At 64.9% G+C, this 26,753-nt stretch carries 31 protein-coding genes; 15 read left to right on the forward strand and 16 right to left on the reverse strand.

Annotation, left to right across the window (positions count from 1 at the left end; all coding sequences use genetic code 11):
• Positions 1 to 87: 87 nt before the first annotated feature.
• On the forward strand, positions 88 to 1,707 hold the full coding sequence (locus YU3_RS0107560) for an ABC-F family ATP-binding cassette domain-containing protein (protein ID WP_027165671.1): 1,620 nt from the start codon (positions 88 to 90) through the stop codon (positions 1,705 to 1,707).
• 27 nt (positions 1,708 to 1,734) lie between these two features.
• Here YU3_RS0107560 and YU3_RS0107565 read toward each other — a convergent pair whose 3' ends face one another.
• From YU3_RS0107565 to YU3_RS39125, 3 genes are all read right to left on the reverse strand, one after another.
• A complete protein-coding gene (locus YU3_RS0107565; protein ID WP_027165672.1) occupies positions 1,735 to 2,415 on the reverse strand; it encodes a gamma-glutamyl-gamma-aminobutyrate hydrolase family protein in 681 nt (226 codons plus the stop codon).
• Between the two features lie 126 nt (positions 2,416 to 2,541).
• Complete coding sequence (htpG, locus tag YU3_RS0107570) at positions 2,542 to 4,434, reverse strand: molecular chaperone HtpG (RefSeq protein ID WP_027165673.1); 1,893 nt, start codon at positions 4,432 to 4,434, stop codon at positions 2,542 to 2,544.
• Complete coding sequence (locus YU3_RS39125) at positions 4,431 to 4,694, reverse strand: hypothetical protein (RefSeq protein ID WP_084507955.1); 264 nt, start codon at positions 4,692 to 4,694, stop codon at positions 4,431 to 4,433. The genes htpG and YU3_RS39125 overlap by 4 nt, the downstream gene beginning before the upstream one ends.
• Before the next feature lie 211 nt (positions 4,695 to 4,905).
• Between YU3_RS39125 and YU3_RS0107580 the strand changes: the two genes are divergently transcribed.
• On the forward strand, positions 4,906 to 6,339 hold the full coding sequence (locus YU3_RS0107580; protein WP_027165675.1) for a hypothetical protein: 1,434 nt from the start codon (positions 4,906 to 4,908) through the stop codon (positions 6,337 to 6,339).
• A gap of 38 nt (positions 6,340 to 6,377) precedes the next feature.
• Here the strand turns inward: YU3_RS0107580 and YU3_RS0107585 are convergent, their stop codons facing one another.
• The 4 genes from YU3_RS0107585 to YU3_RS38605 all read right to left on the reverse strand — a co-directional run bounded on the left by YU3_RS0107585 (position 6,378) and on the right by YU3_RS38605 (position 9,997).
• Positions 6,378 to 7,271 carry a hypothetical protein gene (locus YU3_RS0107585; RefSeq protein WP_027165676.1) on the reverse strand — a complete coding sequence of 298 codons (894 nt, stop codon included), beginning with the start codon at positions 7,269 to 7,271 and terminating at the stop codon, positions 6,378 to 6,380.
• A gap of 141 nt (positions 7,272 to 7,412) precedes the next feature.
• Positions 7,413 to 9,074, reverse strand: a complete 1,662-nt coding sequence (locus YU3_RS0107590; RefSeq protein ID WP_027165677.1) for an acyl-CoA synthetase — start codon at positions 9,072 to 9,074, stop codon at positions 7,413 to 7,415.
• A gap of 78 nt (positions 9,075 to 9,152) precedes the next feature.
• Entirely contained in the window at positions 9,153 to 9,701 is a 549-nt protein-coding gene (locus YU3_RS38600; protein WP_198021646.1) for a hypothetical protein, read from the reverse strand.
• Entirely contained in the window at positions 9,650 to 9,997 is a 348-nt protein-coding gene (locus YU3_RS38605; protein ID WP_051333878.1) for a helix-turn-helix transcriptional regulator, read from the reverse strand. Before YU3_RS38605 ends, YU3_RS38600 begins: the two co-directional genes overlap by 52 nt.
• 138 nt (positions 9,998 to 10,135) lie before the next feature.
• Between YU3_RS38605 and YU3_RS0107600 the strand changes: the two genes are divergently transcribed.
• Both YU3_RS0107600 and YU3_RS0107605 read left to right on the forward strand, forming a co-directional pair.
• Positions 10,136 to 10,525, forward strand: a complete 390-nt coding sequence (locus YU3_RS0107600) for a VOC family protein (RefSeq protein WP_027165678.1) — start codon at positions 10,136 to 10,138, stop codon at positions 10,523 to 10,525.
• An 87-nt stretch (positions 10,526 to 10,612) separates the two neighbouring features.
• Entirely contained in the window at positions 10,613 to 12,169 is a 1,557-nt protein-coding gene (locus YU3_RS0107605) for a serine hydrolase (protein WP_027165679.1), read from the forward strand.
• 114 nt (positions 12,170 to 12,283) lie between these two features.
• Here YU3_RS0107605 and YU3_RS0107610 read toward each other — a convergent pair whose 3' ends face one another.
• On the reverse strand, positions 12,284 to 13,219 hold the full coding sequence (locus YU3_RS0107610) for a hypothetical protein (protein ID WP_027165680.1): 936 nt from the start codon (positions 13,217 to 13,219) through the stop codon (positions 12,284 to 12,286).
• Between the two features lie 161 nt (positions 13,220 to 13,380).
• On the opposite strand from YU3_RS0107610, the gene YU3_RS0107615 reads away from it, so the two are divergent.
• Positions 13,381 to 14,475, forward strand: coding sequence for a KamA family radical SAM protein (locus YU3_RS0107615; RefSeq protein WP_027165681.1), 1,095 nt, complete (start codon positions 13,381 to 13,383; stop codon positions 14,473 to 14,475).
• 85 nt (positions 14,476 to 14,560) lie between these two features.
• Positions 14,561 to 15,379 carry a BA14K family protein gene (locus YU3_RS0107620; protein ID WP_027165682.1) on the forward strand — a complete coding sequence of 273 codons (819 nt, stop codon included), beginning with the start codon at positions 14,561 to 14,563 and terminating at the stop codon, positions 15,377 to 15,379.
• 217 nt (positions 15,380 to 15,596) lie between these two features.
• On the opposite strand, the gene YU3_RS0107625 is transcribed toward YU3_RS0107620, so the two are convergent.
• Positions 15,597 to 16,730: an alpha-hydroxy acid oxidase gene (locus YU3_RS0107625; RefSeq protein ID WP_027165683.1), complete on the reverse strand. Its 1,134-nt coding sequence runs from the start codon at positions 16,728 to 16,730 to the stop codon at positions 15,597 to 15,599.
• Positions 16,731 to 16,928: 198 nt separating this feature from the next.
• On the opposite strand from YU3_RS0107625, the gene YU3_RS0107630 reads away from it, so the two are divergent.
• On the forward strand, positions 16,929 to 17,513 hold the full coding sequence (locus YU3_RS0107630) for a TetR/AcrR family transcriptional regulator (protein WP_027165684.1): 585 nt from the start codon (positions 16,929 to 16,931) through the stop codon (positions 17,511 to 17,513).
• 69 nt (positions 17,514 to 17,582) lie between these two features.
• On the opposite strand, the gene YU3_RS0107635 is transcribed toward YU3_RS0107630, so the two are convergent.
• The 3 genes from YU3_RS0107635 to YU3_RS0107645 form a co-directional block, all read right to left on the reverse strand.
• Positions 17,583 to 18,008 (reverse strand): c-type cytochrome, encoded by a 426-nt coding sequence (locus tag YU3_RS0107635; RefSeq protein ID WP_027165685.1) that lies wholly within the window; start codon positions 18,006 to 18,008, stop codon positions 17,583 to 17,585.
• 18 nt (positions 18,009 to 18,026) lie between these two features.
• Positions 18,027 to 18,428 (reverse strand): hypothetical protein, encoded by a 402-nt coding sequence (locus tag YU3_RS38610; RefSeq protein WP_051333879.1) that lies wholly within the window; start codon positions 18,426 to 18,428, stop codon positions 18,027 to 18,029.
• A gap of 143 nt (positions 18,429 to 18,571) precedes the next feature.
• Entirely contained in the window at positions 18,572 to 21,232 is a 2,661-nt protein-coding gene (locus YU3_RS0107645; RefSeq protein ID WP_027165686.1) for a LuxR family transcriptional regulator, read from the reverse strand.
• Between the two features lie 423 nt (positions 21,233 to 21,655).
• Here YU3_RS0107645 and YU3_RS0107650 point away from each other — a divergent pair, with 423 nt between their 5' ends.
• A complete protein-coding gene (locus YU3_RS0107650; protein ID WP_027165687.1) occupies positions 21,656 to 22,081 on the forward strand; it encodes a globin family protein in 426 nt (141 codons plus the stop codon).
• Positions 22,082 to 22,218: 137 nt separating this feature from the next.
• Here the strand turns inward: YU3_RS0107650 and YU3_RS0107655 are convergent, their stop codons facing one another.
• Complete coding sequence (locus YU3_RS0107655) at positions 22,219 to 22,404, reverse strand: hypothetical protein (RefSeq protein ID WP_027165688.1); 186 nt, start codon at positions 22,402 to 22,404, stop codon at positions 22,219 to 22,221.
• 49 nt (positions 22,405 to 22,453) lie between these two features.
• A complete protein-coding gene (locus tag YU3_RS0107660; RefSeq protein WP_027165689.1) occupies positions 22,454 to 22,669 on the reverse strand; it encodes a hypothetical protein in 216 nt (71 codons plus the stop codon).
• A 580-nt stretch (positions 22,670 to 23,249) separates the two neighbouring features.
• On the opposite strand from YU3_RS0107660, the gene YU3_RS0107670 reads away from it, so the two are divergent.
• The 7 genes from YU3_RS0107670 to YU3_RS40450 all read left to right on the forward strand — a co-directional run bounded on the left by YU3_RS0107670 (position 23,250) and on the right by YU3_RS40450 (position 25,282).
• A complete protein-coding gene (locus YU3_RS0107670) occupies positions 23,250 to 23,513 on the forward strand; it encodes a hypothetical protein (RefSeq protein ID WP_027165690.1) in 264 nt (87 codons plus the stop codon).
• A gap of 285 nt (positions 23,514 to 23,798) precedes the next feature.
• Positions 23,799 to 23,936, forward strand: coding sequence for a hypothetical protein (locus tag YU3_RS42225; RefSeq protein ID WP_156913402.1), 138 nt, complete (start codon positions 23,799 to 23,801; stop codon positions 23,934 to 23,936).
• Positions 23,937 to 23,954: 18 nt separating this feature from the next.
• On the forward strand, positions 23,955 to 24,194 hold the full coding sequence (locus YU3_RS0107680; protein ID WP_027165691.1) for a hypothetical protein: 240 nt from the start codon (positions 23,955 to 23,957) through the stop codon (positions 24,192 to 24,194).
• The gene (locus tag YU3_RS36190) at positions 24,187 to 24,504 is read left to right on the forward strand and encodes a hypothetical protein (protein WP_198021647.1); all 318 of its coding nucleotides are present in this window, start codon (positions 24,187 to 24,189) and stop codon (positions 24,502 to 24,504) included. Before YU3_RS0107680 ends, YU3_RS36190 begins: the two co-directional genes overlap by 8 nt.
• A complete protein-coding gene (locus tag YU3_RS0107690) occupies positions 24,501 to 24,776 on the forward strand; it encodes a DUF1488 domain-containing protein (protein WP_027165692.1) in 276 nt (91 codons plus the stop codon). Before YU3_RS36190 ends, YU3_RS0107690 begins: the two co-directional genes overlap by 4 nt.
• 87 nt (positions 24,777 to 24,863) lie before the next feature.
• Positions 24,864 to 25,046, forward strand: coding sequence for a hypothetical protein (locus YU3_RS0107695; RefSeq protein ID WP_027165693.1), 183 nt, complete (start codon positions 24,864 to 24,866; stop codon positions 25,044 to 25,046).
• An 86-nt stretch (positions 25,047 to 25,132) separates the two neighbouring features.
• A complete protein-coding gene (locus tag YU3_RS40450) occupies positions 25,133 to 25,282 on the forward strand; it encodes a hypothetical protein (RefSeq protein ID WP_156913404.1) in 150 nt (49 codons plus the stop codon).
• Between the two features lie 302 nt (positions 25,283 to 25,584).
• On the opposite strand, the gene YU3_RS0107710 is transcribed toward YU3_RS40450, so the two are convergent.
• A complete protein-coding gene (locus tag YU3_RS0107710; RefSeq protein WP_027165695.1) occupies positions 25,585 to 25,836 on the reverse strand; it encodes a DUF982 domain-containing protein in 252 nt (83 codons plus the stop codon).
• A gap of 377 nt (positions 25,837 to 26,213) precedes the next feature.
• A complete protein-coding gene (locus YU3_RS0107715) occupies positions 26,214 to 26,657 on the reverse strand; it encodes a hypothetical protein (RefSeq protein ID WP_156913406.1) in 444 nt (147 codons plus the stop codon).
• Positions 26,658 to 26,753 lie beyond the last annotated feature (96 nt).

Below are 26,753 nucleotides of genomic sequence, written 5' to 3' on the forward strand. Positions count from 1 at the left end.
GCGTTTGCGCTCTTCCCTCCGCTCCCTCATTCGCGTATGCCCCCGGGCAAATCCCGCCACGTCAGCGCAGTTGTCCGGACTCCCTCCATGATCCGTCTCGAAAATATCGGCAAGCAGAACGGCCGACAGATCGTCTTCATCGAAGCCTCGGCCACCTTGCAGAAGGGCGAGAAGGTAGGGCTGGTCGGTCCGAACGGCGCCGGCAAGACGACGCTGTTCCGCATGATCATCGGCGAGGAGCAGCCCGACGAAGGCCAGGTCTCGGTCGATCGCGGCGTCACCATCGGCTATTTCAGCCAGGATGTCGGCGATATGGGCGGCTTGAGCGCTGTGGCCGAAGTCATGGAAGGCGCCGGGCCGGTCAGCGCGGTGGCGGCCGAGATGCGCGAGCTCGAGCACGCCATGGGCGATCCCGACCGCGCCGGGATGGATGAGATCATCGAGCGCTACGGCGAGTTGCAGCATCGCTTCGAGGAGCTCGACGGCTATGCGCTGGACGGCCGCGCGCGAGAGGTGCTGGACGGCCTCGGCTTCTCGCAGGAGATGATGGACGGCGACGTTTCGAAACTCTCCGGCGGCTGGAAGATGCGCGTCGCGCTCGCCCGCATCCTGTTGATGCGCCCAAACGTCATGCTGCTCGACGAGCCAAGCAACCATCTCGACCTCGAGAGCCTGATCTGGCTGGAAAAATTCCTGAAAGACTATGACGGCGCGCTGCTGATGACCTCGCACGATCGCGAGTTCATGAACCGTATCGTCAATAAGATCATCGAAATCGACGCAGGCGCGCTCACCTCCTATTCCGGCAATTACGAATTCTACCAGGAGCAGCGCGCGCTGGCCGACAAGCAATTGCAGGCGCAGTTCGAGCGCCAGCAGGCTATGCTGGCCAAGGAAATCGCCTTCATCGAGCGTTTCAAGGCGCGCGCTTCCCATGCGGCCCAGGTGCAGAGCCGGGTGAAGAAGCTCGACAAGATCGACCGCGTCGAGCCGCCGAAGCGACGCCAGACGGTGAACTTCGAGTTCCAGCCGGCGCCGCGCTGCGGCGAGGACGTGGCGACGCTGAAGGGCATCCACAAGGCCTATGGCAGCCGCAACATCTATTCAGGCCTCGACTTCCAGATACGCCGCCGCGAGCGCTGGTGCGTCATGGGCGTCAATGGCGCCGGCAAGTCGACGCTTCTGAAGCTGGTCGCCGGCGCCTCCGAGCCGGACACGGGCACGGTGGCGCGGGGGCCGAGCGTCAAGATGGGGTATTTCGCCCAGCACGCCATGGAGCTGCTCGACGGCGAGCGCACGGTTTTCCAGACGCTGGAGGATAGTTTCCCGCAGGCCGGCCAGGCGCCGCTGCGCGCTCTGGCAGGCTGCTTCGGCTTTTCCGGCGACGAGATCGAGAAGAAGTGCCGCGTGCTCTCGGGTGGCGAGAAGGCCAGGCTGGTGATGGCGCTGATGCTGTTCGACCCGCCCAACCTTCTGGTGCTCGACGAGCCAACCAACCACCTCGACATAACGACCAAGCAGATGCTGATCGAGGCGCTGTCGCAATATGAAGGCACTATGCTCTTCGTCTCGCACGACCGCCATTTCCTGGCGGCGCTCTCCAACCGCGTGCTGGAGCTCACGCCCGACGGCGTCCACACCTATGGCGGCGGCTATACCGAATATGTCGCTCGCACCGGCCAGGAAGCGCCGGGGCTGAGGAGCTGACAATCGCTCCGAGGGGCGCAAAGCGCCTCAACCGAACAGTTTGGTCACGAAGCCGCTGAACCAGGCGAGCTGCGTTGCGTGGTGGGCTTCCATCAGCCTGTCCTGTTCGCCTCGATCTTGTGCGCCGAGCGTCCCATAGGGCGCGCCTTGCCGCTCCTGCCAGCGCCGAAAGCCGGCCGGACCCTGCTCGGCGTGGAACTGCAGCGCGTAGGTCGTGTCGCCGATCCGGAACGCCTGGTTGGGGAACGTCTCGCTCGAGGCCAGGTGCACGGCGCCATCCGGCAGGGCGAAGGTATGGAAATGGTTCTGCGGCAGGAAGAGCGGCCCGTCGAGGAAGCCGCCGGCCTCGGCCGTGGGCGTGATCTCGAAATAGCCGAATTCCCTGATGCCGCTTTCCACCGGCCCGACATCCGCGCCCAGATGCCAGGCGATCTGCTGCGCGCCCTGGCAGATGCCGAGCAGCGGCAGGTCGTTCTCCAGGCAATGCTCGATCAGCGCGGCTTCGTCATCGAGGAATGGATGTTTGTCGGTGTCGAAGACATTGAACGGACCGCCATAGATCACCGCACCGTCGACACTTTCGAGATCGATCGGTTCGCCCTTGAACGGCATCGCGGTCGTGACCGTATGGCCGTTCGCCGTGAGCGTCGTCTGGACATGATCGTCGCCCGGTTCTTCCGAGTGCCTGACGAGAACAATGCGCTTCATCGGGGGCTCCTGCCGCTTATTCCGCGGGAATACGATAAAGCTTAGCGAGCTGTCGCGAATGTGCCAGCGTCCACTTCCGACTGGACGCTCTGGCATTGTGGCGTCAACCAATGGCAGCGCTAGGGCTCACCCCTTCGCCAACCCGCGATCGATCAGCCGCGCAAGGCGCGCCGAAAAGGCCTTGGCGTCGGCCGGCTTGTCGCCGTCGAGCACGCGCGCTTCGTCATAGAGCAGATGCGCGGCGTCTTCCTTGAACACCTTCTCGTCGTCGCCGAGTTTCGCCAGCGCCGCCACGCGTTCATGCCGCGGGTTGATCTCGAGGATCGGCTTGGCGGCCTTGTCGAGCCGGCCGGCGGCATTGAGCAGGCGCTCGAACTGGCGGTCGGGGCCATGCTCCGGCGCGACAAGGCAGACGGCGCTTTCGGTCAGCCGGTCGGAAGCCTTCACCTCCGACACCTCGTCGCCAAGCGTCGTCTTCACGAAAGCCAGGAATGTCGCGATGTCGGATGACGTCTCGGTCTCGGGCCTCGCGGCATCGTCGGGCAGCGGAACATCGGAAAGGTCGGCGCCGCCCTGCGTCACCGACTTGAACGGCTTGCCGTCGAATTCCGGCGCCATCGTCGTCCAGAAACTGTCGACCGGATCAGTGAGCAGCAGCACCTCGATGCCGCGTGCGCGAAAACCTTCGAGCTGCGGGGAGGCCTCGAGCCGGGCGCGGTCGTCGCCGGCCATGAAGAAGATCGCGTTCTGGCCTTCCTTCATCGCGGCGACGTAATCGGCAAGACTGCGCCAGCCTTCGCCCGAAGCCGTCGAGCGGAAGCGGGCAAGCTTCAGCAGCTGCTCGCGCCGCTCGTAATCCTCATAGAGCCCTTCCTTGAGGACAACGCCGAAATTTTCCCAGATTTTCTGGTAGGCTTCGGCATCGTTGTCGGCGAGCTTTGCGAGGTCGCCGAGAATGCGGTTGGTCACGCCCTTGCGTATCGATGCGAGGAGGGGGCTTTCCTGGATCATCTCGCGCGAGACGTTGAGCGGCAGGTCGGCGGAATCGACCAGGCCGCGCACGAAGCGCAGATAACGCGGCAGCACATCGGCATCGTCGGTGATGAAGACGCGCCGCACATAGAGCTTCATGCCACCCTTGCGATCCTGGTCGAACAGGTCGAACGGCCGCGATCCCGGCACGAAGGCAAGCACGCTGTATTCCTGCCGGCCCTCGGCGCGGAAATGGGTGGTCGAGGCCGGCTCGTCATACTGGCCGGCGATGCTGCGGTAGAAATCGGTGTATTCCTCAGGCTTGATCTCGCTTTTCGGCCGCACCCAGAGCGCCGTGCCGTCGGCCACATCGCGCGGCTCGGCGCCGGGCTTTTCGACAAGCGTGATCGGTACCGGCACGTGACCCGACTGCGACTTCGCCATCCCTTCGAGCCGGTAGGGCGTGGTGTAGGAAGAGGCGTCTTCCATCAGATGCAGCACGACGCGCGTGCCGCGCCTGGGTGCCGCCGCGAGCGGCGCCGGCGCGATTTCATAGGTGCCCTTGCCGTCGGACGACCAGCGGAAGGCCTCGTCGCTGCCGGCCTGGCGGCTGATGACGTCGACGCGGTCGGCGACCATGAAGGCCGAGTAGAAGCCGACGCCGAACTGGCCGATGAGCTGTGTGTCCTCCGCCGCCTTGCCGGCCTCGACACGCTCCATGAAGGCGCGCGTGCCTGAGCGCGCGATCGTCCCCAGCGCCTCCGCCATCTCGTCGCGGCTCATGCCGATGCCGTTATCCTCGACGGAAAGCTGCTTATTGTCCGGGTCGGCGGCGATTGTGATGCGCGGTTTTGCGTCGTCGCCCAAAAGCTCGGGCCGGCTCACCGCCTCGAAGCGCAGCTTCTCGCAGGCATCTGCCGCATTGGAGATCAACTCGCGCAGGAACACGTCCCGGTCCGAATAGACCGAGTGCACCATCATGTGCAGCAGGCGCGAAACGTCCGCCTCGAATGTCCTGGTTTCAGCCTGTTTGGTGTCTGTCGTCATTCAAAAATTCCTGCGCTCTCTGCCCGCCGCGCCAGCACGCGCCGGGTTCTCAATCGTTCAACCATTGCCGCTTGTGCTGGAAGCACTGCCCGCGCCGCGGGTGCCGGCGAAGCCATGTCGGAAAGGAGAATATCGTGGCGGCGGGCGAAGGCAACCAGGGTCGCCTTGACCGTTTCGATCCGCACCGGCAAGCCCATGCCGACGAGAATGGTGACAGGTTCTTCAAAGCGGTCGTGCCTTCTTCGACGCGGCGCATGCATAGCCCGGCCGGGCGAACGCCGCTGCCCGTATTGAGGCACTTGCTGCGCCTGGCGCAGATGCCGCTGGCGGAACCTCGCGCAAGCGTCTGGAAATCCATGATAACCTTAATTTCTTCCTCCTTTTGGATAGGCTTCCCGCGCGGAAGGTAAAGAGCTACATTAGTCATTCGTTAAGTAATACGGCGGGTGTGGGCGTAAGAGGTATGCCGTTATGAATTTCAAGTCTCTGATCAAGCGGGCCGAGGACGTCGACAAGGAGTTTCAGGAGTTCCAATCGGATCTCGCCGAGGCATTTGACGAGTGTCTTGCTGATGAGGAACAGACCGCCTCACAGGGTGATACCGTCGCCGGCGACGAACCGGCGGCAAGCGGCGAGGATCCGCCGGATGCCGTCCAGCCTGAACAAATGGCCTGGCGACTGTCAGCTCACACCCAGACGCGGCTGGCCGCCCTTGAAGCCGTGGCCGGCCTCTTCCGTGACGGGCAGGGGCATATTGAGGAAATCGGGGCTAAGCTGGCTGAAATTGCCACGGCGCATCAGACGACGCGCGAAGTCCTGAATGTCCTGCATCGCGACGTGTTGCGCGCCAACGAGCTGGAGCTGGCGAATGCCGCTCTGACCGCGGAGCACAAGACCCTCTCGGATCAGCTGCTCGATGCCCTCAGGAAGCAGCGTGAACGCGAAGGCGCGGCCGAGGTCTGGCAGCAGCGCGAGGCAAGCCTTGTTCAGGACCGGGAGTCGCTGCGCGATGCGCTTGCCGCGGTGCGGCTCGAACTAGTCGAAATGGGCAACGAGAGCGCCCGGCGCGAGGCGGAGTTCGGCGAGGTCGCCCAGGCTCTGGCCGCCAAGACCGTCGAGGCCGACAGGCGCGCCAGTGAAAACAAGCTGCTGCGCGAAAAGCAGGTGGGTCTTTCGATCGATCTGGAACAGGCGCTGAAGCGCGAGGACGAGGCCCGGCACAATTTGGACGAGTTCGCCGCGACCCATGCCAGCGAAACCGCGCATGTCGCCGAATTGCTGGCGCAGCTCGGCAGGCACGAGAAGGAAGAAACCCGGCTGCAGAAGTCGCTGGAGGCAACCCAGGCCAAGCTTGCGGAATTGACCGAGGCAGCCAGCATCGCCGAAAGCGACGGTGCGGCCGAACTGGCGCGGAGCAACGCGGAACTGCGCGGTCTGCGTTCCGAGATACAGGAACTGCAGGCGCGCCTGGAGCAGGCCTCGCATGACAAGAGCGAGGCCGCGACCGAGATGACAAGGCTCAGTACGCAGTTGAACGACGCGGTGACCGAGCGGCAGATTGCCGAGGAAAGGCTGGCCGTGCTGAAGAACGAGAGCGAAATCGACAAGAAGAGCCTTTCGGCGGTCAGCACGAACCTTTCTCGGCTTTCCCTGCAGCAGGCATCCGACCAGATCCAGCTCGATATCCAGAAACAGGAATGCGAGGATCTGCGCGCCGAGATCGTGGCGCTCAATGCCCGCATCAAGGAACTGTTGCCTTACGAGCGGCTGCACAGGGTAACCGATGCACGGTTGCGCAAGGACCTCGTTCCCGCAACCAACGGGCATGCTGCCAATGGGCTTGCAGTGGAGCCGGCGCGGCCCACGGCGCGCCGTCAACGCAGCATGCGCGCCACGGGGAGCTGACGACCGAGCCTCGGCGTGTCGCCGGACGTCCGGGTGGGCTACTTGCCCGCCATGCCGTCGGCAAGGTCCTGCGCCTGCTTGAGCAGCGCCGGGAAGGAAGGATCGCCGGGCAGGCGCTGGGCCATGCACGCGCGATAATCGGCGTCGCCCTTTTCCCAGGCGGCGTTGGCGGGATCGGAAGCCTGCGGGTTGTCCTGGTCCGAGCCTTGATCGGTCTGCTGCGCTTTTTGCGCGGCGGCGTCGGCGGCTGCCCACAGCGAATCGCACGCCGCGATCTTCGGTACGGCGGGCGAGGCGGGCGCCTCGGCAACCAGCACCCGGTCGCCTTTGACGACCGCCACGACGACGTGCTGGTCGTAGATCGGTCCGACATCCTGCGTCCAGCCGCCCAGCCGCGCCACCACCGCGTCGGCGCCGTCGGGCTTCTTCAGCGAAAAGTCGAGCGTGCCGGAGAATGCGGCGTCGCTGCCTATGGCCTGGGTATAGAAGCTATCCAGCTTCAACGCCGCGCCGATGTCGGTGGGCAGCTTGAAATCCGCTTCCGTCTCGGCGGATTTGGACTTGAGCCAGCGCTCGGTCAGCCCACGCGTCGAGGCGACGATGCTCGGACCGGCTTCGCTCTGGGCATATCGCAGCCCGTCGAGCATGCCGAAGCCGATATCGGCAGCATTGAGGCTTTGAAGGTTGATCGTGCCGGTGGCGGGAAAATCCTTGACCGAAAGCGGGCCCAGAATAGTGGCAAGCCGCTGCTGGAGATCTGCGAGCGCCTTCTCGTTCTGGGCATCGATGGTTTCGATTGCTGCGTTGGCGCTTTCCTGCGCGGTGATATCGGCGATCGCCTTGTCGCGCGCCGCGATATAGTCGTCCTCCGGCGAGGCGGCGAGTGCCGTGCTGCCCGCCAATGCAATGAGAAGCGTCAAGACCAACCGCATGCTGCAACCCCCGTTCCGCCCAAAACTATATGGGTGTCTTGCAGGCAAGATTGGGCCAAAAAAAGACTGAGAGCGCCGGCGAAGACGCTGCTAATCTCCCTCACATGGGGGGAGATTAGCAGTTCCCGCGTCGCGCCCAATTCACCCCTCTCGCTTCTCCACCTCGGCCTTGCGCAACAGAAACCGTTGGATCTTGCCGCTCGGCGTCTTCGGCAGTTCACTGACGAACTCGACCTCGCGCGGATAGGAATGCGCCGACAGCCGCTTCTTCACATGCTGGGCGAGTTCCTCGGCGAGCGCCTCGCTGCCCTTGAAGGCGGGCGCCAGCACCACGAAGGCCTTGACGATCTCGGTGCGCTGCGGATCGGGCACGCCGACCACCGCCGCCTCGTTCACCGCCGGGTGCTCGATCAGCGCGCTTTCGACATCGAACGGTCCGATGCGGTAGCCGGACGAGGTGATGACATCGTCGGCCCGGCCAATGAAGGAGACCGAGCCGTCCGGCTCGTATTCCACCGTGTCGCCGGTGCGGTAGTAGCCGCCCGCGATCGCCGGCGTCTCGGCTTGGTGGTAGCCGCCGAACCAGCGCAGCGGCGATCTGGCGATATCGACCGCGAGCACGCCGGGCTGGTTGGGGCCGAGCTCGCGGCCCGCCTCGTCCAGCACCACCATGCGGTAGCCCGGCATGGCGAAACCGGCCGAGCCTGCGCGCACGGTATGCGTCAGCCCGTGATGGTTGTTGACCATCATGCCGTTCTCGGTCTGGCCGTAATGGTCGTGGATCGGCGCGGCGAGATGGGCGTCGAACCAGCGGATCACTTCCGGGTTGAGCGGCTCGCCGGCGCTGCTCACCACGCGCAGCCTACCTTTGACGCGGGCCGCGGCCTCGGGCCCTTCCGCCTTCAGCAGCCGGTAGGCGGTGGGCGAGCCGGCAAGGCTTGTAACGCCCAGACGCTCGATGATGTCGTAGGTCGATTTGGCGTTGAAGGCGCCTTCGTAGAAGGTGGTGGCGATGCCGAGCTGCAACGGCCCGGTGATGGCGTAATAGAGCCCATAGGCCCAGCCGGGATCGGCGATGTTCCAGAAGATGTCGTCGGGTAGCAGCCCGATCGCATCGCGCATATAGGCGCCGAAGGCAAGCAGCGCGCTGAGCGGCACCGGCACGCCTTTCGGGTGCCCGGTGGTGCCGGAGGTCGACATCATCATGAACAGGTCCGAGCCCTTGCGCATCACCGGCTCGCAGTCGGGGGAGGCGACTGCCAGCGCCGCGCGGAAATCGATGTCGCCTTCCGGAAGGGCATCGCCGGGAGCGAGGATGGTGGCGACGCGCGGCTGGTTTTCCACCTCGTCGAGCTTGCCGCGGTTTGCAGGGTTGGTGACCACCAGCTTGGCCTTGCTGTAGCGCAGGCGGTGCTCGATGGCCTTCGGGCCGAAAGCGGTGAACAGCGGCTGGTAGACCGCGCCGACGCGCCACGCGCCGAAGATCAGCGCCACCAGTTCCGGGATGCGCGGCAGCATGCCGGCGACGACATCGCTAGGGCCGACGCCGAGACCCTCGAGCAGGGTGCCGACGCGGCCCGACATGTCGGCCAGATCGTCGAAGGAGTATTCGCGCAGCTCCCCGCCGGCCGAGATCGCGCGCAGCGCCAGCCGGTTCGCGCCGGTATAGCGGCCACAGCACTCGACATAGGCGTTGATGCCGGTGGCCGGATCGCCGTGAAGCCGCGCGATCTCGTCCTCGATGCGGAAGCGCCGGATGGCCTCCTCATAGCGCGGCAGTCCGGTCGCTTGCGTCTTGGTCATGGAATCCTCCCTTGGCCCACGCCACCTCTCCGTGGCGTGAATTTTCGGAAGATTGCCTCAAAAGATGGCGCGGGTCGATTACGGCGAAAGTCGGCGCGAGGGGCGCGCTCGCAGGCTATCGCCACGCTTCCGATAAAGACTGATCGTCGTCTCCTTGCCCACTCCCGCCGGCGTCAGCATGAAATAATCGTAGGTCACGACTTCGCCGCTCGGCCCGACCAGCCCTTTCGACCAGACCGGCGCTTCCTCCACCCGCATCTCGGCCCATTGCCGATCAAACTCCTGGCTGAGCGCCTTGAGCGGATCAAGCACGGCGCGAATGTCGGCGGCCGCCGCGTAGCCGACCGTCGCCGCGCGGAACTGCGCGATGGCGGATCGCGCCACCACTTCCCAGTCGGCGAATAGCGCGCGCCAGGCCGGATCGAGGAAGAGCCGCTTGAGCAGGTTGCGCTTCGCCAGATCGTCCGGATCGAACCCGCCGAACAGGACCGAGGCTTCGTCGTTCCAGTCGACGAAATCCCAGGCGCGGTTGAGCGCATAGGCCGGATTGGGCGAGAGCGCCACAAGCAGGTCCGCTATCCATGGATCGGGCGAGGGGTCTCCCGCCCGGGGGGCTCGGGCAGCCATTCCGGCTTCGCGAGCTTGAACAGATGCTCGCGCTCGACCGGCAAGAGCTTCAACACGTCGGCCAGCGCGTTGAGCACCTGCGCAGAGGGGTTGGCCTCGCGCCCCTGTTCCAGCCAGGTGTACCAGGTGGCGCTAATGCCAGCGAGCAGCGCCACCTCCTCGCGCAGCAGGCCCGAGGCGCGCCGCCGCGTGCCGGTGCTGATGCCGTGCCGTGCCGGCTCGACCCGCTCGCGCATGGCGCGAAGGAAACGGCCGAGTTCCTTGCGTCTGTCGGCTACGCCCGTCCGTTGCAACATGTCCGCTGCCTCGAAAGGAGTAGCGGCGCTACCAGTAGTGCCGCTCATCTTGTACCACCTGACTACCAGTATAAATGGGATGGCGCATCAGACAACACACCGGCTGCGCGGCGCAGCCGACCTGCCAGGGATTCGAAAATGAACGCGCTGAAAAACATCAGGAATATCGACTACACCGTCATCTTCGCCCGCGACATGCAACGCATGCGGCGCTTCTACGAGGACGTGATGGGCTTTCCCGTCCATTCGAGCCTTGGCGAGGGCTGGACCGCCTATCAGGTCGGCTCCTGCCTTTTGGCGCTGACCAAGCGGGGCGCGATGTTCAACGACGCGCCGACGCCCCAAGGGGCGCTCTCCCTGCAACTCGCCTTCCGTGTGGCGCCAGCCGAGGTAGACCAATGCGCCGAGGCGCTGCGCGCGCAGGGCGTCGCCATCGAGATGGAACCGACCGACCAGCCCTGGGGCCATCGCACGCTGTTCATCCGTGACCCCGACGGCAATGTTCTGGAGATCTATGCGGATATTTAGGGGGCCTCCTGCGGATTGCCGCCAAGCTTGGCCTCGCCGGCGCCAGACTGTACATTGGTCTGGTGAATGCAGGGGGGAGGCGCGAGCATGCGGCCTGATTGGTATCTCTGCCATTTGAGGATTTGGGCCTTCGTTGCCGTGATGGCGCTTTGGCCCAACGCGGCGCCGGCCGACGCCATCACGCCCGAACGGATTGCGGTCGCCCTGTCAAAGCTCGAGGCGCTTGCGCAGGGTGCTGTCGCGGACGGCGCCGTGCCCGGCCTCGCCATCGCGGTCGTTCACGACGACGAGGTTATCTTCCTTAAGGGTTTCGGCCATCGCGAGGCCGGGAAGCCGGAAGCCGTCGACGCCGACACCGTGTTCCAGATCGCCTCCCTGTCCAAGCCGGTCTCCGCCACGGTCGTGGCGGCGCTGGTCAGCGATCGCGTCGTGTCCTGGGACTCGAAGGTCGCCGACCTCGATCCGGGCTTCAGGCTCGCCGATCCCTATCCGACCAGCGAGCTTACCATCCGCGACCTGTTCGCGCATCGCAGCGGGCTTCCGGGCACCGCCGGAGATGACCTCGAGGACATCGGCTACGACCGCGCCACCATCCTGCATCGCCTGCGCTTCGTGCCGCCATCGTCGAGCTTTCGCGCCGGATATTCGTACAGTAATTTCGGGCTGACCGAAGGCGCTGTCGCCGCAGCCAGACTGGCGGGCAAGTCCTGGGAGGAGGTCGCCGAGGAGAAGCTTTACGTTCCGCTTGGCATGGTCTCGACCAGCTCCCGCAATGCCGATTTCGTCAAGCGAGCCGATCGCGCGGCGCTCCATGTCAGGGTCGACGGCGCCTGGGCCGCGAAGATCAAGCGCGATCCGGATGCGCAGGCGCCTGCCGGCGGCGTCAGTTCCACCGCGCGCGATCTCGCGCAATGGCTGCGCCTGCTGCTGGGCAACGGCGTCTATGCCGGCAAGACGCTGATTGCCGCCGACGCCTTGGACCAGACGCATGTTCCGCTGATGACGCGGGGCAAGAATCCCGTTTCCGGCGGCGAATCCTTCTACGGTCTCGGCTGGAATGTCGAATTCGGCCGACACGGCCTGAGCTGGGGCCATGCGGGCGCCTTCAGCGTCGGCGCGCGCAGCCTGGTGACGATTTTCCCGAAGGAGAAGCTCGGCATCGTCATTCTTGCCAACGCCTTCCCGACAGGCGTGCCGGAAGGGCTGTCCGACAGCTTCGCCGATCTGGTCTTCGAAGACAAAGTCGAGAAGGACTGGATCGAGGCGTGGGGCGCGATCTATTCCGGCATGTTCGGCCCGGCGGTCGAGGCGGCCAAGGCCAGATTTGCCGCACCGTCGTCTCCGGTCCGGCCGGCCGGGCGGATCGGCGCCTATACAGGCCGCTATGCCAATGACTTCATCGGCGACGCGGTCGTGTCGGGCGCTGGAGACGGCCTTGTCCTCAAGGTAGGCCCGTCCGGTGCCCGGTCTTATTCCTTGACGCACTACGATGGCGATCTGTTCCTGACCTATCCCGACTCCGAGACGCCGGAAAGGCCGACGGGCGTGAGCTTCGTCGTTGGCCCAGATGGAAAGGCGTCGGCAATGACCATCGAATTCCTTGACGACAATCATCTCGGCACACTGCGGCGCGTCGCGGACTAAAGCGTGTCGCGCTGAAACGGATTCCGGCGACACGCTTTAAGTCTTTGTTTTTATGCATGTCGTTGTCCCAGAACCGCTGCACACTTCTGGGCGACATGCATTAAAGCAGCGGGCTCAGGATGCCTGTCCGTAGCGGAGCAGCTTGAAACAATCGCTGCCACCCGACATCGACTGCGCCAACACCGGTTTCGCGCGGTCGATCCATTCCTGCTGCGATTTGGCGTCGGCTTCGATCGCATCGATCGATGGGAGGGCGACGAAACCTCGCCCCTTGCTGAAGAGCCAGCATGCGCGAGCGAGGAATCGCCTGCTGCGCTGGCGCAATAGGTCGCCGTCATAGAGGATGTCGAGCACCTCGTGCTTGATCTTCTGTTCCTTGTCGGGCTTGGCGACCGCCGCCTCGACCGGTTCGTTGCCGATCGCGTCATGCAGGTCCTTGTAGTCGAGGCCGAGCTGGGTCGTGGCGTATTTGATCTCGCTCTCGTCGCGCACGATGTTGAACCACAGCGTCGGATCGAGCTCGTTGACGACAAAAGTGGCTTCGAGGTCGCGCGACAGGTTCAGGATGTCGAAGTCTTGAACATCGACGTCACGTTCGACCAGCAGGATCTTTTCGACCTGCTTGCCGAGCTCCGCTCCCTTGGCGCTGATCGCGGCGTTGCTTCCGCCGTGTTCGGGACTGACATAAGCGCCGCCCTCATCCAGCACCTCGTCGAACTCTCCGAGCGTTTCGATGACGGGGGCGCCGCGGGCAATACGTGCCGCCAGCTTGGCGAGAACCTGCTGAAGCTCGGTCTCGCGTTTGCGCTGGTCCTGATAGTTCTGCTGGAAGAAGAAGATGAACAGGGAAACGCCGATGCCGATCAGGATCACGCCCAACTGCGAAAAGATGTTGCGGTAATATTCCAGCAGCTTTTCGCGATGGCGTTTGTCGTCGCGCACGCTGTGCGCCACATGAAGATTGACGATCAGCGAAAGGATCAGCAGCCCGGCGCCGACCACGATGAGCCCGCCGATGAGAAGATAGCCATGGCCTGCGCTGAAATCCATTCGTCTCGCCCCCGGACAACACAGACTAATACCATTCCGCCGAAACAACTATCCGAGGGTAGAGAGCGAGAAGCCGCATCTGCCGCTCCGCGGCAACGGTGGCGGTTGACCTGGCCGCCCATCCAGCCGATATCCGCGCAAAAATCGTCCCAGGACCCTCGATGACCGCAGACCTCAAACAACCAGCCGCCGATGCCGCCTGGCAGGCCGATATCCGCGCCGGCGTGCGCCATGTCCGCGACCTTGCCCCGCTGCCGCTCTCGCCGGCCGAGCGCGCCGCCGCGCAGGAGGCTGCGGCCGCCCACAAGGTGCGCGTGCCCAAACCCTATCTCGACCTGATCGACTGGAGCGACCCTGACGACCCGATCCGCGCCCAGGTGATCCCGTCGCCGCAAGAGCTCGTCGCGGCCGAGGGCGAGCTCGACGACCCGATCGGCGATCACGCCTTCAGCCCGGTGCCCAGGTTGACGCATCGCCATGCCGACCGTGTGCTTTTGTTCCCAACCTATCAATGCGCCGTCTATTGCCGCTTCTGCTTCCGCAAAGAATCGCTGACGTCGATCGGCCGCGGCTACACGCGCGAAGCGCTTGAGCCAGCGCTGGCCTATATCGCCGGGCACCCGGAAATCCGCGAGGTGATCCTGACCGGCGGCGATCCGCTGTCGCTGCCCGACAAGGCACTGGCTGAAATCCGCGCCCGCCTGGAGGCGATCCCGCATCTGCGGCTGCTGCGCGTCCACACCCGCGTGCCGGTGGCCCTGCCGTCGCGCATCACGCCCGGCCTGGTCGAGGCGCTGCAGGGCCGGCTGATGGTAACGGTGGTCACCCACTTCAACCATCCGCGCGAGCTCACGCAAGCGGCGGAGGCTGCCTGCCGCGCGATGCGGCAGGCAGGTTTCGTGCTGCTCAACCAGAGCGTTCTCCTGAAGGGCGTCAACGACAATGTCGAGGTGCTGGAGGAGCTCTGCCGCGAGCTGATGTATCGTCTCGGCGTGAAACCCTATTACCTCCACCATGGCGATCTCGCGCGCGGCATGGCGCGCCGCCGCACCACGATTGCCGAAGGCCAGGCGCTGGTCGCGGAACTGCGCCGGCGCCTCTCCGGCATCTGCAATCCAACCTATGTGATCGACCTGCCGGACGGCGGCGGCAAGGTCCCGCTGGCGGCGAGCAATATCGAAGGCCGCGACGGCCAGACGTGGCGTATTCGCGGGCAGGACGGGACGGTGCGGGAGTATCGCGAGGTGGTCGCCTAATTCCTTTCCTTCCCTCATTTCAAGGGGGCGAGGAACTCCCATCCCGCTCGCCGCATTCTATGAGCGGGGGCTTAAAGGAGCGCATGTGAAGGCATTGTTGGGAATCGTCGGCGGCTTCGTGCTGACCCTGGCCGTGTTTGCCTCAGGGCTCGCCTTCGCCACCTGGCTGCTGGCCGCCAAACCGGTGCGCCAGGCAACTCCGGCGATCGGCGTCTCCGAGCTGTGGACCAAGGACGCCCAGCCGGTCGATCCGAAAAAGCTGGAGCTTGAACGCATCCCCGCCCGGCAGGCCACTGGCGCGCCGGCCAAGGCGGACGAAACGGCCAAGGCGGACACCGGCACGCAGACCACGGCCCTTGCAACGCCACCTACCGCACCGCCGCGCCAATTGCGGCCGTTGCCCGATGTCTCCCAGCCAGGCCAACCCGCGCCCGACGCCAATGCCGCCCAGCCTTCACAGCAAGCGCCGGTCCAGCAACAGCAGGCGCAATTGCCCGCCGCTCATCTCGAATGGTGCGCCAACCGCTATCGCAGCTACCGCCCGGAGGAAAACAGCTACCGGTCCTACAGCGGCGAACTGCGCCCCTGCGTCTCGCCCTATTTCGATCCGGGCGGCGCGGCCTCGACCGACACGCGCCCGAATGAGCAGGCCGATCAAAGCGAGGCCACCGACGACCAGGCCGAGATGGAAGGCTACGCGATGACACCGGACGGCTACGCGACCACCTATGGCGGCCTGCCGGAAGAGGTTTCACCCGACGAGCAGGCCCCGAGGGATCGGCTTTTGGGCCGGCAGTTTTCCGGCGACCATGTCGACTACTGCTTCAGCCGCTACCAGTCCTACAATCCGCAAGACAACACCTACCAGCCCTATGACGGCGGCCCGCGCCGGCAATGCGAATAGGTCGGCGCTTTCCTCGCTCTATCCTTGACGTTTGCGATTTGCGAAACCGCCGGCGAGAGCCTCCCTCTCCTCGTCAGTATGCCGGCAGGGCAGGTGAGGGGCATCGCCGTCCTTCGAGAGCTTGCGCTTGTTGTGCGCAGCCGCCAAGGTTTGCGCCGCCCCTCACATCCGCCCTCGGGCATCTTCTCCCCGTGAACTGAGAGAAGCGGGTGTCGCGCTAGTTCAGCACCCTCCCATCTATCTCCTCGATGCTCCGTGTGCCGGTGAGCGCCATGGTGACGGACAACTCCTTGCGCAGGATGTCGATCGCTGTCGCCACGCCCGCTTCGCCGCCGGCGCCGAGGCCATAGACATAGGCGCGCCCGACCAGGCAGGCGCGGGCGCCAAGGGCCAGCGCCCGCATCACATCCTGGCCCGAGCGCACGCCGCCGTCGAACAGCACCTCGACTTCGGAGCCGACCGCCTCTGCGATCCTCGGCAGCATCGAGATGGTCGAGGCCGCGCCGTCGAGCTGCCGGCCACCATGGTTGGACACCACGATGGCGTCGGCGCCTGCCTTGTTGGCTGAGCGCGCGTCGTCGACGTTGAGGATGCCCTTGATGATCAGCTTGCCCGGCCAGAGGCTCCTGATCCATTCGACGTCGCGCCAGCCCAGCGTCGCGTCGAACTGATGCGACACCCAGTCCGCCACTGCCGCGACGCTGCCCTCGCCCTTCACATGGCCGGCAAGGTTGCCGAAGGTCCAGCGTCTTGCGGTCAGCATGCGAGCAGCCCAGCCCGGCCGGCTGGCAAGGTCAAGGATCGTGCGCGGCTTCAGCTGCGGCGGCACCGAAAGCCCGTTCCTGACGTCGGCGTGGCGCTGCCCCAGCACCTGCAGGTCGACGGTTAGCACCAGCGCGCTGCAGCGGGCAGCGATGGCGCGCTCGATAAGCGAGCACACGAAGCCGCGGTCCTTCATCACATAGAGCTGAAACCAGAACGGTTTGCCGACCGCCTCGGCGACATCCTCGATCGAGCAGATCGACATCGTGCTCATCGTGTAGGGAATGCCCGCAGCTCTGGCCGCCCGGCAGGCGAGGATTTCCCCGTCGGCCCATTGCATGCCGCCGAGCCCGATCGGCGCGAGCGCTACCGGCAGAGACACGGCCTCGCCGAGGATCGTGGTTGCCGTGTCGCGCTGCGAGACGTCGACCAAGACACGCTGGCGAAGCGTGATGTGCTCGAGATCGGTGCGGTTGGCGCGCAGCGTCTGCTCGGCATAGGAGCCGGCCTCGGCATAGTCGAAAAAGACGCGCGGCACCCGGCGTCGCGCCGCCCTGCGCAGATCCTCGATGCAGGTCATGTTCGTCATGAGCTTTGGCGCGGTCGCCGTTGTTCCAATGGTGTCCGGCAACATCACGATGCCTGTCGGGATATCGAGCGCCGTGGGGACTACTCTTTCCATCGTCGTCCTCCCATCGATATTAGCTGATGCTGATCATTGGACGCCGCGTGCCCGCTGATGTAAATTCACTAGCGAGTATACTTTCATCGGCGACGGCAGCGCCCCATGCCCAGAGCGTCCGGCCAGACAAGGCCCGTGATATTGCAGGCGGCCTACAAGCTGTTTCGCCGCCGCGGATTCTTCCGTGTCGGCATGGACGAGATTGCCGATGCTGCTGGCGTTACCAAGCGCACGCTCTACTACCATTTCGACAGCAAGGACGCACTGCTGACCGCCGTGCTTGCCTCGCAGCACGAACGCACTTTCGCCGACTTCCAGAACTACGGCATCGACCTGTCGGGCGGTGTGGCCGATCTGATCGACAAGCTGTTCGGCGGTTTGGTCAAATGGTCGTCCAAGCCGCGCTGGGCGGGCTCCGGCTTCACCCGCCTGGCCATCGAACTGGCCGACCTGTCGGGTCATCCGGCGCGCTCGATCGCGCGCCAGCACAAGGCACTGATGGAGCAGCATCTTGAAACGCTGCTTGCGCAGGCGAATGTACCGTCGCCCAAGGCGCGGGCTCGCGAGCTTTCCCTGCTGATCGAGGGCGCCATGGTGATGATCCTGATCCATGGCGACCGCAGCTACTGCAGCGCCGCGGCGGATGCGGCGAAGCGGCTGGTGGCTGTCGGAGATTGCTCGCCCCGATAACTTCGTCGGGACGAAGAACCCAGGTCCTGCGACGCCCCGCCACACTCGCGCACCGCGATCCGAACCGCTCTACGGCTGCAGCCGGCCGGGCCGTCCGCGGCCGAGCGCGCCGTCGGCGCGCGCTTGCAGGTAGGCATAGATCTCGTCCACATAGGGCGCGAAGTTAGGGTCGCCGGCAAAGCCTTTCATCACCGAACCGCTGCCGGCCTGGCCGTTCAGCACGGCGCGCCGGAAGGCGTCGACGTCAGGCAAGCGGCTGACGAGGGACGGCGCGAATGTCGAGCCCACGCCGTCCGGCCCGTGGCAGCGGTCGCAGCCCGCATGATAGCGCCGGAAACCGTCATAGGTCCGCGCATCGACCTTGCCGTCCACGGCCCGGTAGAATTTGCCGGGAGCGGCGGCATCCTGCGCCGACGCGCCGGCCGCCAGACCCAGGACGGCGCAGCACAGCATTTGCCGCAGGCCAACATTCGAGATAAGCCGAAGCCTCTCCAACGCGGCGCCCCCTCCGAATCACGGCGCGGTGGCCGATACCGTCGTCGGTTGCGCGCTGTCCAGGGTCAGGTCGTTCTCCAAGGCGGTTGTCGGAACGAAGATCGGGTCGCTGACCAGCAGCGCCTTGCCGTCCCGCACTATTTCGAAATCGATGGACGGCTGGCCGAGGGCCTGAGGCACGGAGATCATCATGCGCTGGCCCGCCGCGAGCGTGGAGACGATCCGGACCGGCTGCTGCTCGGCCCCGGAAGCCATGGTCGCGACGACCCGGTAGCCATCTGGCTCGACCGTGTAATAGACGGCGCCGCTGAAGCTGCCGAGCTGGATGCTGTGGCCGCTCGCCGGCGCGAGTTCCGATGCCGCCGCGCTACCCGTCGCGGTGAGTAGGGCAAATGCAAATGCGTTAATATGTCTGGTCATCGCTATCCCTCCTTCGGTTCGGCGATCTCCTGAACAGGAAGCCCCCCGTCCATGAGCGTCGCCTGATGCTACGCGCGGCGGCCTGCGTGCACATCGGTACGATCACCCATATTTCGGCTGCCGCACTCCCATTTTCGCAAGGATCAGGGCGCGGCGGTGGAGAGCAGCCACGGCTCGCCGCGCAGCCTGAGCAGCACTTCCATCCGGTTGGCGGCGTTGAACTTGCCGAGCACGGCCGAAACCTGGTGCTCGACCGTGCGCGGCGATCGCGACAGGGTGCGGGCGACCTCCTTGTTGCTCTTGCCCTCCGCGATCAGGGCGAGCACCTGCTGCTCGTGCTGGGTCAGGCCGAGCGGATGCTGGCGGGCGGCCGTGTAAGGACCCCGGCGCATCTTCGGCAGCCGGCCGGCGATGCCCAGGCGTTGCGCCAGCTTGCGCGCCAGCACCGCGGCGGGACGCGCCTCGAGCGCCTCCAGACTTGTCACGGCGTTCGCCAACGCCGCCGCGGCATCGGCGCCGCGCACCTGCATCAGCGCGAGCGCCGCCTCGTAGGGAAGGCCCAGGCGCTCCCATTCCTTGGCCGCCGCCGACGGATCGCCGCCAAGCTCGACCGCGCGCCGCCACGGAATCCGTGTTGTCGGCGCCGGCAGCGGCTGCTCCATCGCGCATCGCCGCCACCAGACGGCAAGCTCGCCGAGGTCGGAAGGGCGGAAGTTGGCGAGGTCCATCGCGGCCAGCGCCGTCAGCTGCTCATGGCCGGCCGCGCGGTCCCCGGCAAGCCAGGCGGCCTCGGTCAGCGCCATGCGGACAGGCACGATGCGTTGCAGCTCGCCGGTCGGCAGTCCCTCCTCCAGCGCCTGCTGCAAGAGGGCAGGGCCGCCGGGCTCGCCCAGCCGCACGCGCACCCTGCCAAGCACGGTCAGCGCCGGCAGGTGCATGACCACCGGCAGGCGCTCCAGTTTCATCACGCCCTGCGCTATGGTCTCGGCGTCGCGAAAGCGGCCCTGTTCCATGCGTAGCTGCGCCTGCCGGCCAAGCAGATACTGCGCCGGCGAATCGAGGTCGTTCCTCGCGGCGAACACGATGCCGTCGGACAGCAGCCGCTCGGCAAGCGCGAAGTCCTTGGAGACCACCGCATATTCGGCATAGTTGGTGTAAGCCCGCGCCGCATGGTCGTGGAACCCGTGCTCGAGCGCGAGCGCCAGGCTTTCTTCCATCCTTTCGCGGCCGCCCGGACGGTCGTCGAACAGAAGTGCCGTGCCGACATTGTTGAGCGCATGCACGCGTGTTTCGACTTCGCCCAGCTGGTCGGCCAGCGCGATGGCGCGCAGCCCCCACTCGATAGCTTCGTCGAACCGATAGTGCAGCATATGCAGCTGCGAGCGCGTGCTGTAGGCCATCGCCAGTTCCGGCCCGGGCGGCAGGCTTTCCACCTCGCGCACCGCCTCGTTGGCGAAGTGCTCAGCCAGATCGCCCTCGCCGCGGCGCCAGTGCAGCTTCGAAAGGCTGCGCAGATTGAGACTGACCTTGTCCGGGCGCCTGAGCCCGCGCCAGAACTGGATGGCGCGATGCACCGCCTCGATGATCGTGTCATAGACCTGCAACGCCAGTCCGGCCTCGTAAGCCCAGGATTCATAGAGCTGGGCGGCTTCGGCCGGCGGCGCCTCGGCGACGTATCTGAGCGCCGTCGCCAAATGCGCTGCGGCTTCACGATGCGCGCCGAGATGCGCGGCCTGCGCTGCGGCCTGCGGCGCGAGTTCCAGAACACGCGCTCCGTTGTCGGCAGCGGCGGCGTGGTGCACCCGGCGTGCAAGCTGAGCGCTTGCCTGCGCCGCCGGGAGCCTTGCTATCGCCGCCTCCACCTTGGCATGAAGCGACCGCTGAAGACTGGGTGACAGTCGCTCGAGCGTCGCCTGCCTGGCAAGCTCGTGGCGAAAGGTGAGCGACCCCTGAGCGTCCCGCCGCAGTAATCCGCGGGCCACGCAACGGTCGGCGAGCGCGTCCGCCTTGGCGCCGAGAAGGGCGCGGATCAGCCATGGCTCCACGCTGCCGGGCTCGATGCTCATCATCTCCAGCACCTCGCGCTCGCCGCCCATCAGGCGCGATAGCCGCGACCACACCGCGTCGCGGATGGAATCGGGAACATGTCCGGGTTCCGCCTCGCTGCTCGCCAGAAGCTCGGAGACGAAGAAGGGGTTGCCCCCCGTGATCTGGTAGAGGTCGGCGCCGGCGCGGCCCGACTGTTCGGCCAGTGTCGTGACCGCCTCGGGTGAAAGCGGCTTCAGCGATATGCGGGTCAGCGATGCCGCCGGCAGGTCGCCCCTTATATGTGTGAGCGGATGGTCGGCGACCAGTTCGTCGCTGCGCGCGCTGAGCACCAGCATGGCGCGAAGCACGGATATGCGGCGGCCGAGATATCTGATGAGATCGAGCGTCGCGTTATCCGCCCAATGGACGTCCTCGAAAACGAGCACGGTCGTTCCCCCGGCATGCTCAAGCGCGCTCAGCAGCGCGGGAAAGAGCCGCTCTTGCGCGGCCCCCTGGTCGAGCAACGCCGCGACCTCGGGGTCGATTGCCCGCGCCATGTCCTGCAGGGGGCCGAGCGGACGCGGCGTGAACAGCGCCTCGCACCAGCCCCACAGCACCCGGCAGCCCGCGCCCGCCCGCCCGGCGAATTCCTGCAGCAGGGAAGTCTTGCCTATGCCCGCTTCGCCTTCGAGCAGCACGATACCGCCGCGGCCATCGACGGCGCCGGCCGCGGTCGCCAACAAGGTTTTAAGCGGTCCCTCTCGTTCGAGCAGCATCGGGAGCATCCCTTTGCCTGACGCATGCCGGCCAAGAATGCCCCGCTGTTTTCGGCATGCTTAAGAAACAAGATCCTGAAGCGCGCCGCAAAGGCTGTTCCAACGCGCCGCCTCGAAGTCGCGAGTGTACCGCAACACAGTCTGATTTACATTAGGATTACGTGAAATAAGGCCCAATCCCGGCGGCGATGGCCACTCTTTTCGGTTACCGGCGTCACGGACGGGCTTGTGGACGACCGGCTCGGAAACCAGGGCGTGTGACGATGGGCGCGAAAGGGCCGGCGAAGCGACCTTGAGGCCGCTTGCGAAACCAATCGAATACAACCTGAAACCAAATGGAAACATACCGGCGCCACAACCGGCATGCCTGCGAAACGACCGGGCGTGATGTTCGCGCAGGCTCACAAATGCGGAGGAGCGCCGATGACACCCGACCAGATCAAGCTTGTGCAGGAGAGTTTTCGTGAGGTCGTCCCGATTAGGGAAACGGCTGCGGCTTTGTTCTACGAGAAGCTGTTTGCCATCGACGGCAGCCTCAAGGCGCTGTTTCGCGAAACCGACATGAGAAAGCAGGGCGCCAAGCTGATGGCGGCCCTGGGCTTCGTGGTGCATGGGCTTTCGCGCGCCGAAACCATTGTGCCCGCCATCCAGGATCTCGCCAGGCGCCATGTCGGCTACGGCGTCGAGGAGCATCACTATCCGACCGTCGGCCAGGCGCTGATCGACACGCTCGAGGCGGGCCTCGGCGAGGCTTTCACGCCTCAGGTGCGCGAAGCCTGGACAGAGGCCTACAGCCTGCTCGCCGGCGTGATGATCGCGGCGGCGCGGGAAGTGCAATTGGCGGCTTGATGCGAGGCGGTGCGGGGAACCTAGCCAGACCAGGCCGCGTCCTGTTGCGCCCCCTCTGTCCTGCCGGACATCCCCCCTCAAAGGGGAGATCGGCAGTTCCGGCGCAGCGAAGCCTTGGAGTCATCCGCTTGGCGGGATCACCTGTGAGCGTCGTCCCGCCGTTTGACGTCCTGGATGTTCAGCTCGACAACCAGCTTTTCGGCGCGGCGCGTCTTGATGCCGACCATGACCTTCCGCTCGACCTCGGCAGGCTGGCCGGTGAAGATGTCAAAGACGGTCCAGCTGTTTGGCCTATCCATCCGGAGCGCGTAGCGGTGTGCCATGCTCATATTCCTTTTCGTTGGCGCGCCTCAGCGACGAATGCCGGTCGCTTCAGGCCTTCACCATGACAAATACCGACGCGGCCACGGCGACGATCCACAGCGCCACGTACAGCCTCAAGGCGAGCGGCCCGTGCGAAGAGAGGGCCGCCAGCCCGCGTGTCGCTGCATTCTGCAGGCGCTTGGATCTGGCCGGCTCCACCACGGCGGCGACCGGCGTCTTGGCGCCGAACTTGCCAAAGGCAGGAGGCGGCGTCGGTTCATGCATGGAGACGGCCTCGAATATCGAGGTGGTGCCGGGTGACGTGAGCGACGCGCCGGATGACGTGGCTGTTTGGCTGAGCGGATTTCAAGGGGTGCTTCTTCCTGTGTCGGCAAGCGCGACGATGCCCGTTCTTATAGACGGCCTGACAGGCGATAGATAGGAGTGCCGAAATGAACAGCTGGAGGCCGCAAAAATATCGGGCCGAATAATTGCGAGACTCGGAAAATATCAGCGGGGATGAAAAGAATTTCCGTTCGTTTTAATGACTCCAAGCCAGGCTTTTTATTTAACCAAGAAAAATAAAGCGACGTCTCCGCCTTGTCCGCAGCGCAATTGGGGTGCATATATAAAATTCGTTGATTTGGTCGAGGTGGCTTTCGTTACAGTGAAGCCTCGCCATCCGCCTCCGAATTTTCGATAGCGAATGCACTGCGCCGCTCCCGGCGCGGCAACTCGCTTCATTCGAACCCTGAAATGATGCCGGCGCTGACCACGGATGTACTGGCAGCATCGGACATTGTTTCGGCGGTTCGGCTGGAATTGGAGCGGAAGGCGCAGCGCGCGTTTCCGCGGAAAGCCGCAAGTGACCACTCGCACCACGCCGACCGTCGTTCGCTTCAATGCGGCGTTTATGCTGCCCGGCTTCGATGCGCCGCAGCCGCCCGGCGAGTATCGCGTCGATCTCGACGAGGAACCCCTCGAAGGAGCTTCGCGCACCGCATGGCGCCGTGTGGCCGCCTTCATTCACCTGCCGGCGATCTCCGCGAAGGGGTCGACGCAGCAAATGGTACCGATCGAACCGGCCACGCTCGAGGCCGCGCTCGTCGAGGACCGGAGACAACCATGACAACCCTCTTGCAACGCAAAGCACGCCCCATCCAGCACGGGGCCCCGGCACGTCTTTTCGACATCGGACAAGCGGTCCGGCTGAAGGGCGGTATCGGCGTCGGTCCGAAGTCCGCCGAGATCTATCGTGTCACCGGCACACTGCCGCCGAAGGGAACCTCGCCGCAATATCGCATCCGCAGCGAGGGCGAACCGCATGAGCGCGTGGTGACCGAGGATAGTTTGGAACGCGCCGACACGTCTGCATCGGACAACGGCATTGCCCTCATCGAAAGGACGTTCGGACATGGCCAAGGGACAGAAACGCTCGAGCCGCGAGATCCGCAAGCCGAAGCAGGCAAAGGTCCCGGTCAAGCCTGAGAGCCAGTTCGGCAGCCAGATCAAGGGCGCCGTCGGCAATGTTCAGGCGAAGGGCAAGGGCTGACGGCGCGCGGCGGCCCCGGTGAAGGTCGTGATCGAATTCTATCGCACGCGCGTCGACGACGACGCGCATGCCGTCATCGGCCGCGAGACGGCGCTGGCGACCGACCTCGATGATGCAATCGCGATTGCCCGGCTTCTGGCGAGGACGCTGAATATGCCGCAATGGCCGGATGCCGTCACAATCTCGGAAGCCGACGGCGCATCGCTCTACTCGGAGATCATTGCCGCTCAGCAAGGCGAGGAAGGACAGCATGAATAGAACCATCGCCAATGGCGAAACCGAGTGGGCTCACAACGCCGAATTCGACGGTTTGCAGCATAATGGCGTGTCGGGCCACGGCTTCAGGGATCGCCAATATGGCCGCCGGGTCGAAGCCGACCATTCCTGGACCGTCTACCACGTCTTCACCGGAATTCCGGCGCATATCGACGGCGCCCAGCTGGTCGGCCTTACCCGTGCGCGTGCGACGCAGAGCATGCTGGATCTCAACCGGCGCAACGCCGAGGACCGCAGGGTCGGAGCCATGTCGGCGCCTGGACACCCTGAAATGCAGGGGAGGCGCTCATGACGCTCGCTTTTCCAAATCCCAGCCGCAGCTTCGATGAAACGCGTAACGCCGTCTGTTTCATCGGCCATGACGGTATGTTCCAGGTCCGCTTCTTCGTCGAGGTGGAGGCGCTGGGGACATTTGAACGCCGTAGCGAAGGCAAGGAAACTGCCGAGATCGCATATCTTTCGGCATTCGACGCCTTGCGCGCTTCCATCCAGAACGCCGCCCGCAAGGCATATGTACCCGGACGCCGGGACGCCTACACATTGACCCCCGCCAATTTCCGATAGGCGGCAAGCCGGTATCGAAGGAACAGGCATGCAGCAAGCGATGCGGCAGCCGCAGCCGCAGCCATTTTACGTGAAAGGATAATGCCAATGCGTTCCATGAAAACCCCCGAGGCTGCGCCCATCGCGATCGAGTTGGCGGTCATACCCTCAAGCATCATGTCGGCGCGGCTGACGATCAGGAAGGACGAGGCGGCAAGGCGCAAGCTCGCGGACACCGACGGCGCAGTGCGGCGGGCACGCCAGGTCGCGGAACGCAACCGCCTGATTTGACATTCGGGCGGTTGACGCGGCGCTGGTCTTTCCTGACCCCGCATGCCCGGATACAAGGATACCATGGCCCAAGCAGGAGAAGCGCTATGGCGATGAAGCCCAACTATCGATTCGAGCGCAACAAGCGCGACCAGGCGAAAGCGGCGAAGAAGGAGGCGAAGCTCGCGGCCAAGGAGGTGAAAGACAAGACAGTGGAGCAGGAAGACGAGCGGGAGCCGAATACTGACAACGGCTGATGCCGCGTCAGGCCAGCCTTGGGACTGCGATGACAGAGCGAGAGTCCGACCACTTCGAAATCGACGTCGAATGCCCTCGGTGTCATCACCAGGCCAGAACGCTCGTGGGCTGGATTCGCACGCACACCCAGATGGAGTGCGAAAATTGCGGCGACATCATCGATATTGAAAGCAGGAATTTCAGGTCGCGTGACAAACCTTGATGCATGTCGCCCAGAAGCGCGCAGCGGTTCTGGGACAACGACATGCATCAAACAAAAACTCAAAGCGCGTCGCCTGAATCCGTTTCGACGCGACGCGCTTTAGGGCGTCACCAGAATGGCGGCCTCGCGGGCGGCAACGATGAATGCCTTGCGCGCGAAGGAGGCAGGCCGGCGCCCGCTACTCGTATCGGAGCATGCCTGAATGGCCGCACGATGCTTTTCGCTGCGCTTGCCGCGCCATCTCTTGAGCAGGAAGTCCAGGCAGGCGGACGCATCGCCGATTGCCTCTTGCCCGCCGCTCGCCGGATCGGTGACAATTATCACCGGCTGGTCGAATTTTTCATTTGCCATCACCGGGCTTAGGCTGGCGCGCGCAACATAGCAAGCGTTGTTCTTGGCGGACCTGTCGGACAGCAATGTCGATAGCATCGTTCGCGCGTACGAATACGCTGGCCGCAAGGTCCCCGCTGGCCGCTTTTTTGCATCGATGCAAGGCGACAGCGAAGCTTCCGGACAGCCCGGCCGGCAGCAAGAAATCAGGCCGGACTGTCCTCGCCGCACCAGCGAGTTTTCATTGTGCGCCGATGTTTCCCTTCTGGCCAGCGGAACCGTTACTAAGCGGGCGCAGGTGGGGACCAAAGGGGAACCGGCTGGAGGGCTCGATCACCGATCTGCAACGCAACTCGGCCGCGACACTACTAGCCGTCCTAGCCACGGTCTGTGGCACCCTAACTCGTCCAGATCGAGCACCCAACCTTCTGTCCGCTCGCCGGGTCCCGCACTTCCTTCGCAAACACCCGTCGCAGCCCAACCCTGTTGGCCTTGACCTCATTGCTCGCGAGATAGGTGGGGTCGCCGACTTCCCAATGGTAGCGGGTGTTTGCCGGCGCGCGCTTCCAGGTGAATTTCGAGACGTAGGCCAACTGGCCCGGCGTGGTGTCGACGAACTGGCAGTCGATGGTCGCCGGTGTCATTCCCTTCGCCGCCATGGCGTCGACGGCCTTGTTGGCGTCCTCCGTTGTCAGCCACTGGTCTTTGCCCTGGTATGCGATGCTACTCGTCTGGTCCCTGCCGCTCGTCATGCATCCGCCAAGCAACAACAGCGCGCCGATTGCCGCGCCTGCCTTGCTTGCCCGCCGACCGAGCGCCAGTTTGGTATCAGTTTGATTCATGCGCATGCCTCGTCCCCTTTGCCCTGGAGAATGGAAGTATCCAGGCGCGATGGTGCCGGCGCGGCCCGCGTTCGTATATTAGGAATTTCACATGGC

Origin of the sequence: Mesorhizobium sp. WSM3224, assembly GCF_000427725.1 — a bacterium.
Lineage (GTDB): Bacteria > Pseudomonadota > Alphaproteobacteria > Rhizobiales > Rhizobiaceae > Mesorhizobium.

Coding starts and splice junctions, on each gene's coding strand:
- YU3_RS0107560 (WP_027165671.1), top strand. CDS start 88: ATGATCCGTCTCGAAAATATCGGCAAGCAGAACGGCCGACAGATCGTC.
- YU3_RS0107565 (WP_027165672.1), bottom strand. CDS start 2,415: ATGAAGCGCATTGTTCTCGTCAGGCACTCGGAAGAACCGGGCGACGAT.
- htpG (WP_027165673.1), bottom strand. CDS start 4,434: ATGACGACAGACACCAAACAGGCTGAAACCAGGACATTCGAGGCGGAC.
- YU3_RS39125 (WP_084507955.1), bottom strand. CDS start 4,694: ATGCATGCGCCGCGTCGAAGAAGGCACGACCGCTTTGAAGAACCTGTC.
- YU3_RS0107580 (WP_027165675.1), top strand. CDS start 4,906: ATGAATTTCAAGTCTCTGATCAAGCGGGCCGAGGACGTCGACAAGGAG.
- YU3_RS0107585 (WP_027165676.1), bottom strand. CDS start 7,271: ATGCGGTTGGTCTTGACGCTTCTCATTGCATTGGCGGGCAGCACGGCA.
- YU3_RS0107590 (WP_027165677.1), bottom strand. CDS start 9,074: ATGACCAAGACGCAAGCGACCGGACTGCCGCGCTATGAGGAGGCCATC.
- YU3_RS38600 (WP_198021646.1), bottom strand. CDS start 9,701: ATGGCTGCCCGAGCCCCCCGGGCGGGAGACCCCTCGCCCGATCCATGG.
- YU3_RS38605 (WP_051333878.1), bottom strand. CDS start 9,997: ATGTTGCAACGGACGGGCGTAGCCGACAGACGCAAGGAACTCGGCCGT.
- YU3_RS0107600 (WP_027165678.1), top strand. CDS start 10,136: ATGAACGCGCTGAAAAACATCAGGAATATCGACTACACCGTCATCTTC.
- YU3_RS0107605 (WP_027165679.1), top strand. CDS start 10,613: ATGCGGCCTGATTGGTATCTCTGCCATTTGAGGATTTGGGCCTTCGTT.
- YU3_RS0107610 (WP_027165680.1), bottom strand. CDS start 13,219: ATGGATTTCAGCGCAGGCCATGGCTATCTTCTCATCGGCGGGCTCATC.
- YU3_RS0107615 (WP_027165681.1), top strand. CDS start 13,381: ATGACCGCAGACCTCAAACAACCAGCCGCCGATGCCGCCTGGCAGGCC.
- YU3_RS0107625 (WP_027165683.1), bottom strand. CDS start 16,730: ATGACGAACATGACCTGCATCGAGGATCTGCGCAGGGCGGCGCGACGC.
- YU3_RS0107630 (WP_027165684.1), top strand. CDS start 16,929: ATGCCCAGAGCGTCCGGCCAGACAAGGCCCGTGATATTGCAGGCGGCC.
- YU3_RS38610 (WP_051333879.1), bottom strand. CDS start 18,428: ATGACCAGACATATTAACGCATTTGCATTTGCCCTACTCACCGCGACG.
- YU3_RS0107645 (WP_027165686.1), bottom strand. CDS start 21,232: ATGCTGCTCGAACGAGAGGGACCGCTTAAAACCTTGTTGGCGACCGCG.
- YU3_RS0107650 (WP_027165687.1), top strand. CDS start 21,656: ATGACACCCGACCAGATCAAGCTTGTGCAGGAGAGTTTTCGTGAGGTC.
- YU3_RS0107655 (WP_027165688.1), bottom strand. CDS start 22,404: ATGGCACACCGCTACGCGCTCCGGATGGATAGGCCAAACAGCTGGACC.
- YU3_RS0107660 (WP_027165689.1), bottom strand. CDS start 22,669: ATGCATGAACCGACGCCGCCTCCTGCCTTTGGCAAGTTCGGCGCCAAG.
- YU3_RS42225 (WP_156913402.1), top strand. CDS start 23,799: ATGGCCAAGGGACAGAAACGCTCGAGCCGCGAGATCCGCAAGCCGAAG.
- YU3_RS36190 (WP_198021647.1), top strand. CDS start 24,187: ATGAATAGAACCATCGCCAATGGCGAAACCGAGTGGGCTCACAACGCC.
- YU3_RS0107690 (WP_027165692.1), top strand. CDS start 24,501: ATGACGCTCGCTTTTCCAAATCCCAGCCGCAGCTTCGATGAAACGCGT.
- YU3_RS0107695 (WP_027165693.1), top strand. CDS start 24,864: ATGCGTTCCATGAAAACCCCCGAGGCTGCGCCCATCGCGATCGAGTTG.
- YU3_RS40450 (WP_156913404.1), top strand. CDS start 25,133: ATGGCGATGAAGCCCAACTATCGATTCGAGCGCAACAAGCGCGACCAG.
- YU3_RS0107710 (WP_027165695.1), bottom strand. CDS start 25,836: ATGGCAAATGAAAAATTCGACCAGCCGGTGATAATTGTCACCGATCCG.
- YU3_RS0107715 (WP_156913406.1), bottom strand. CDS start 26,657: ATGAATCAAACTGATACCAAACTGGCGCTCGGTCGGCGGGCAAGCAAG.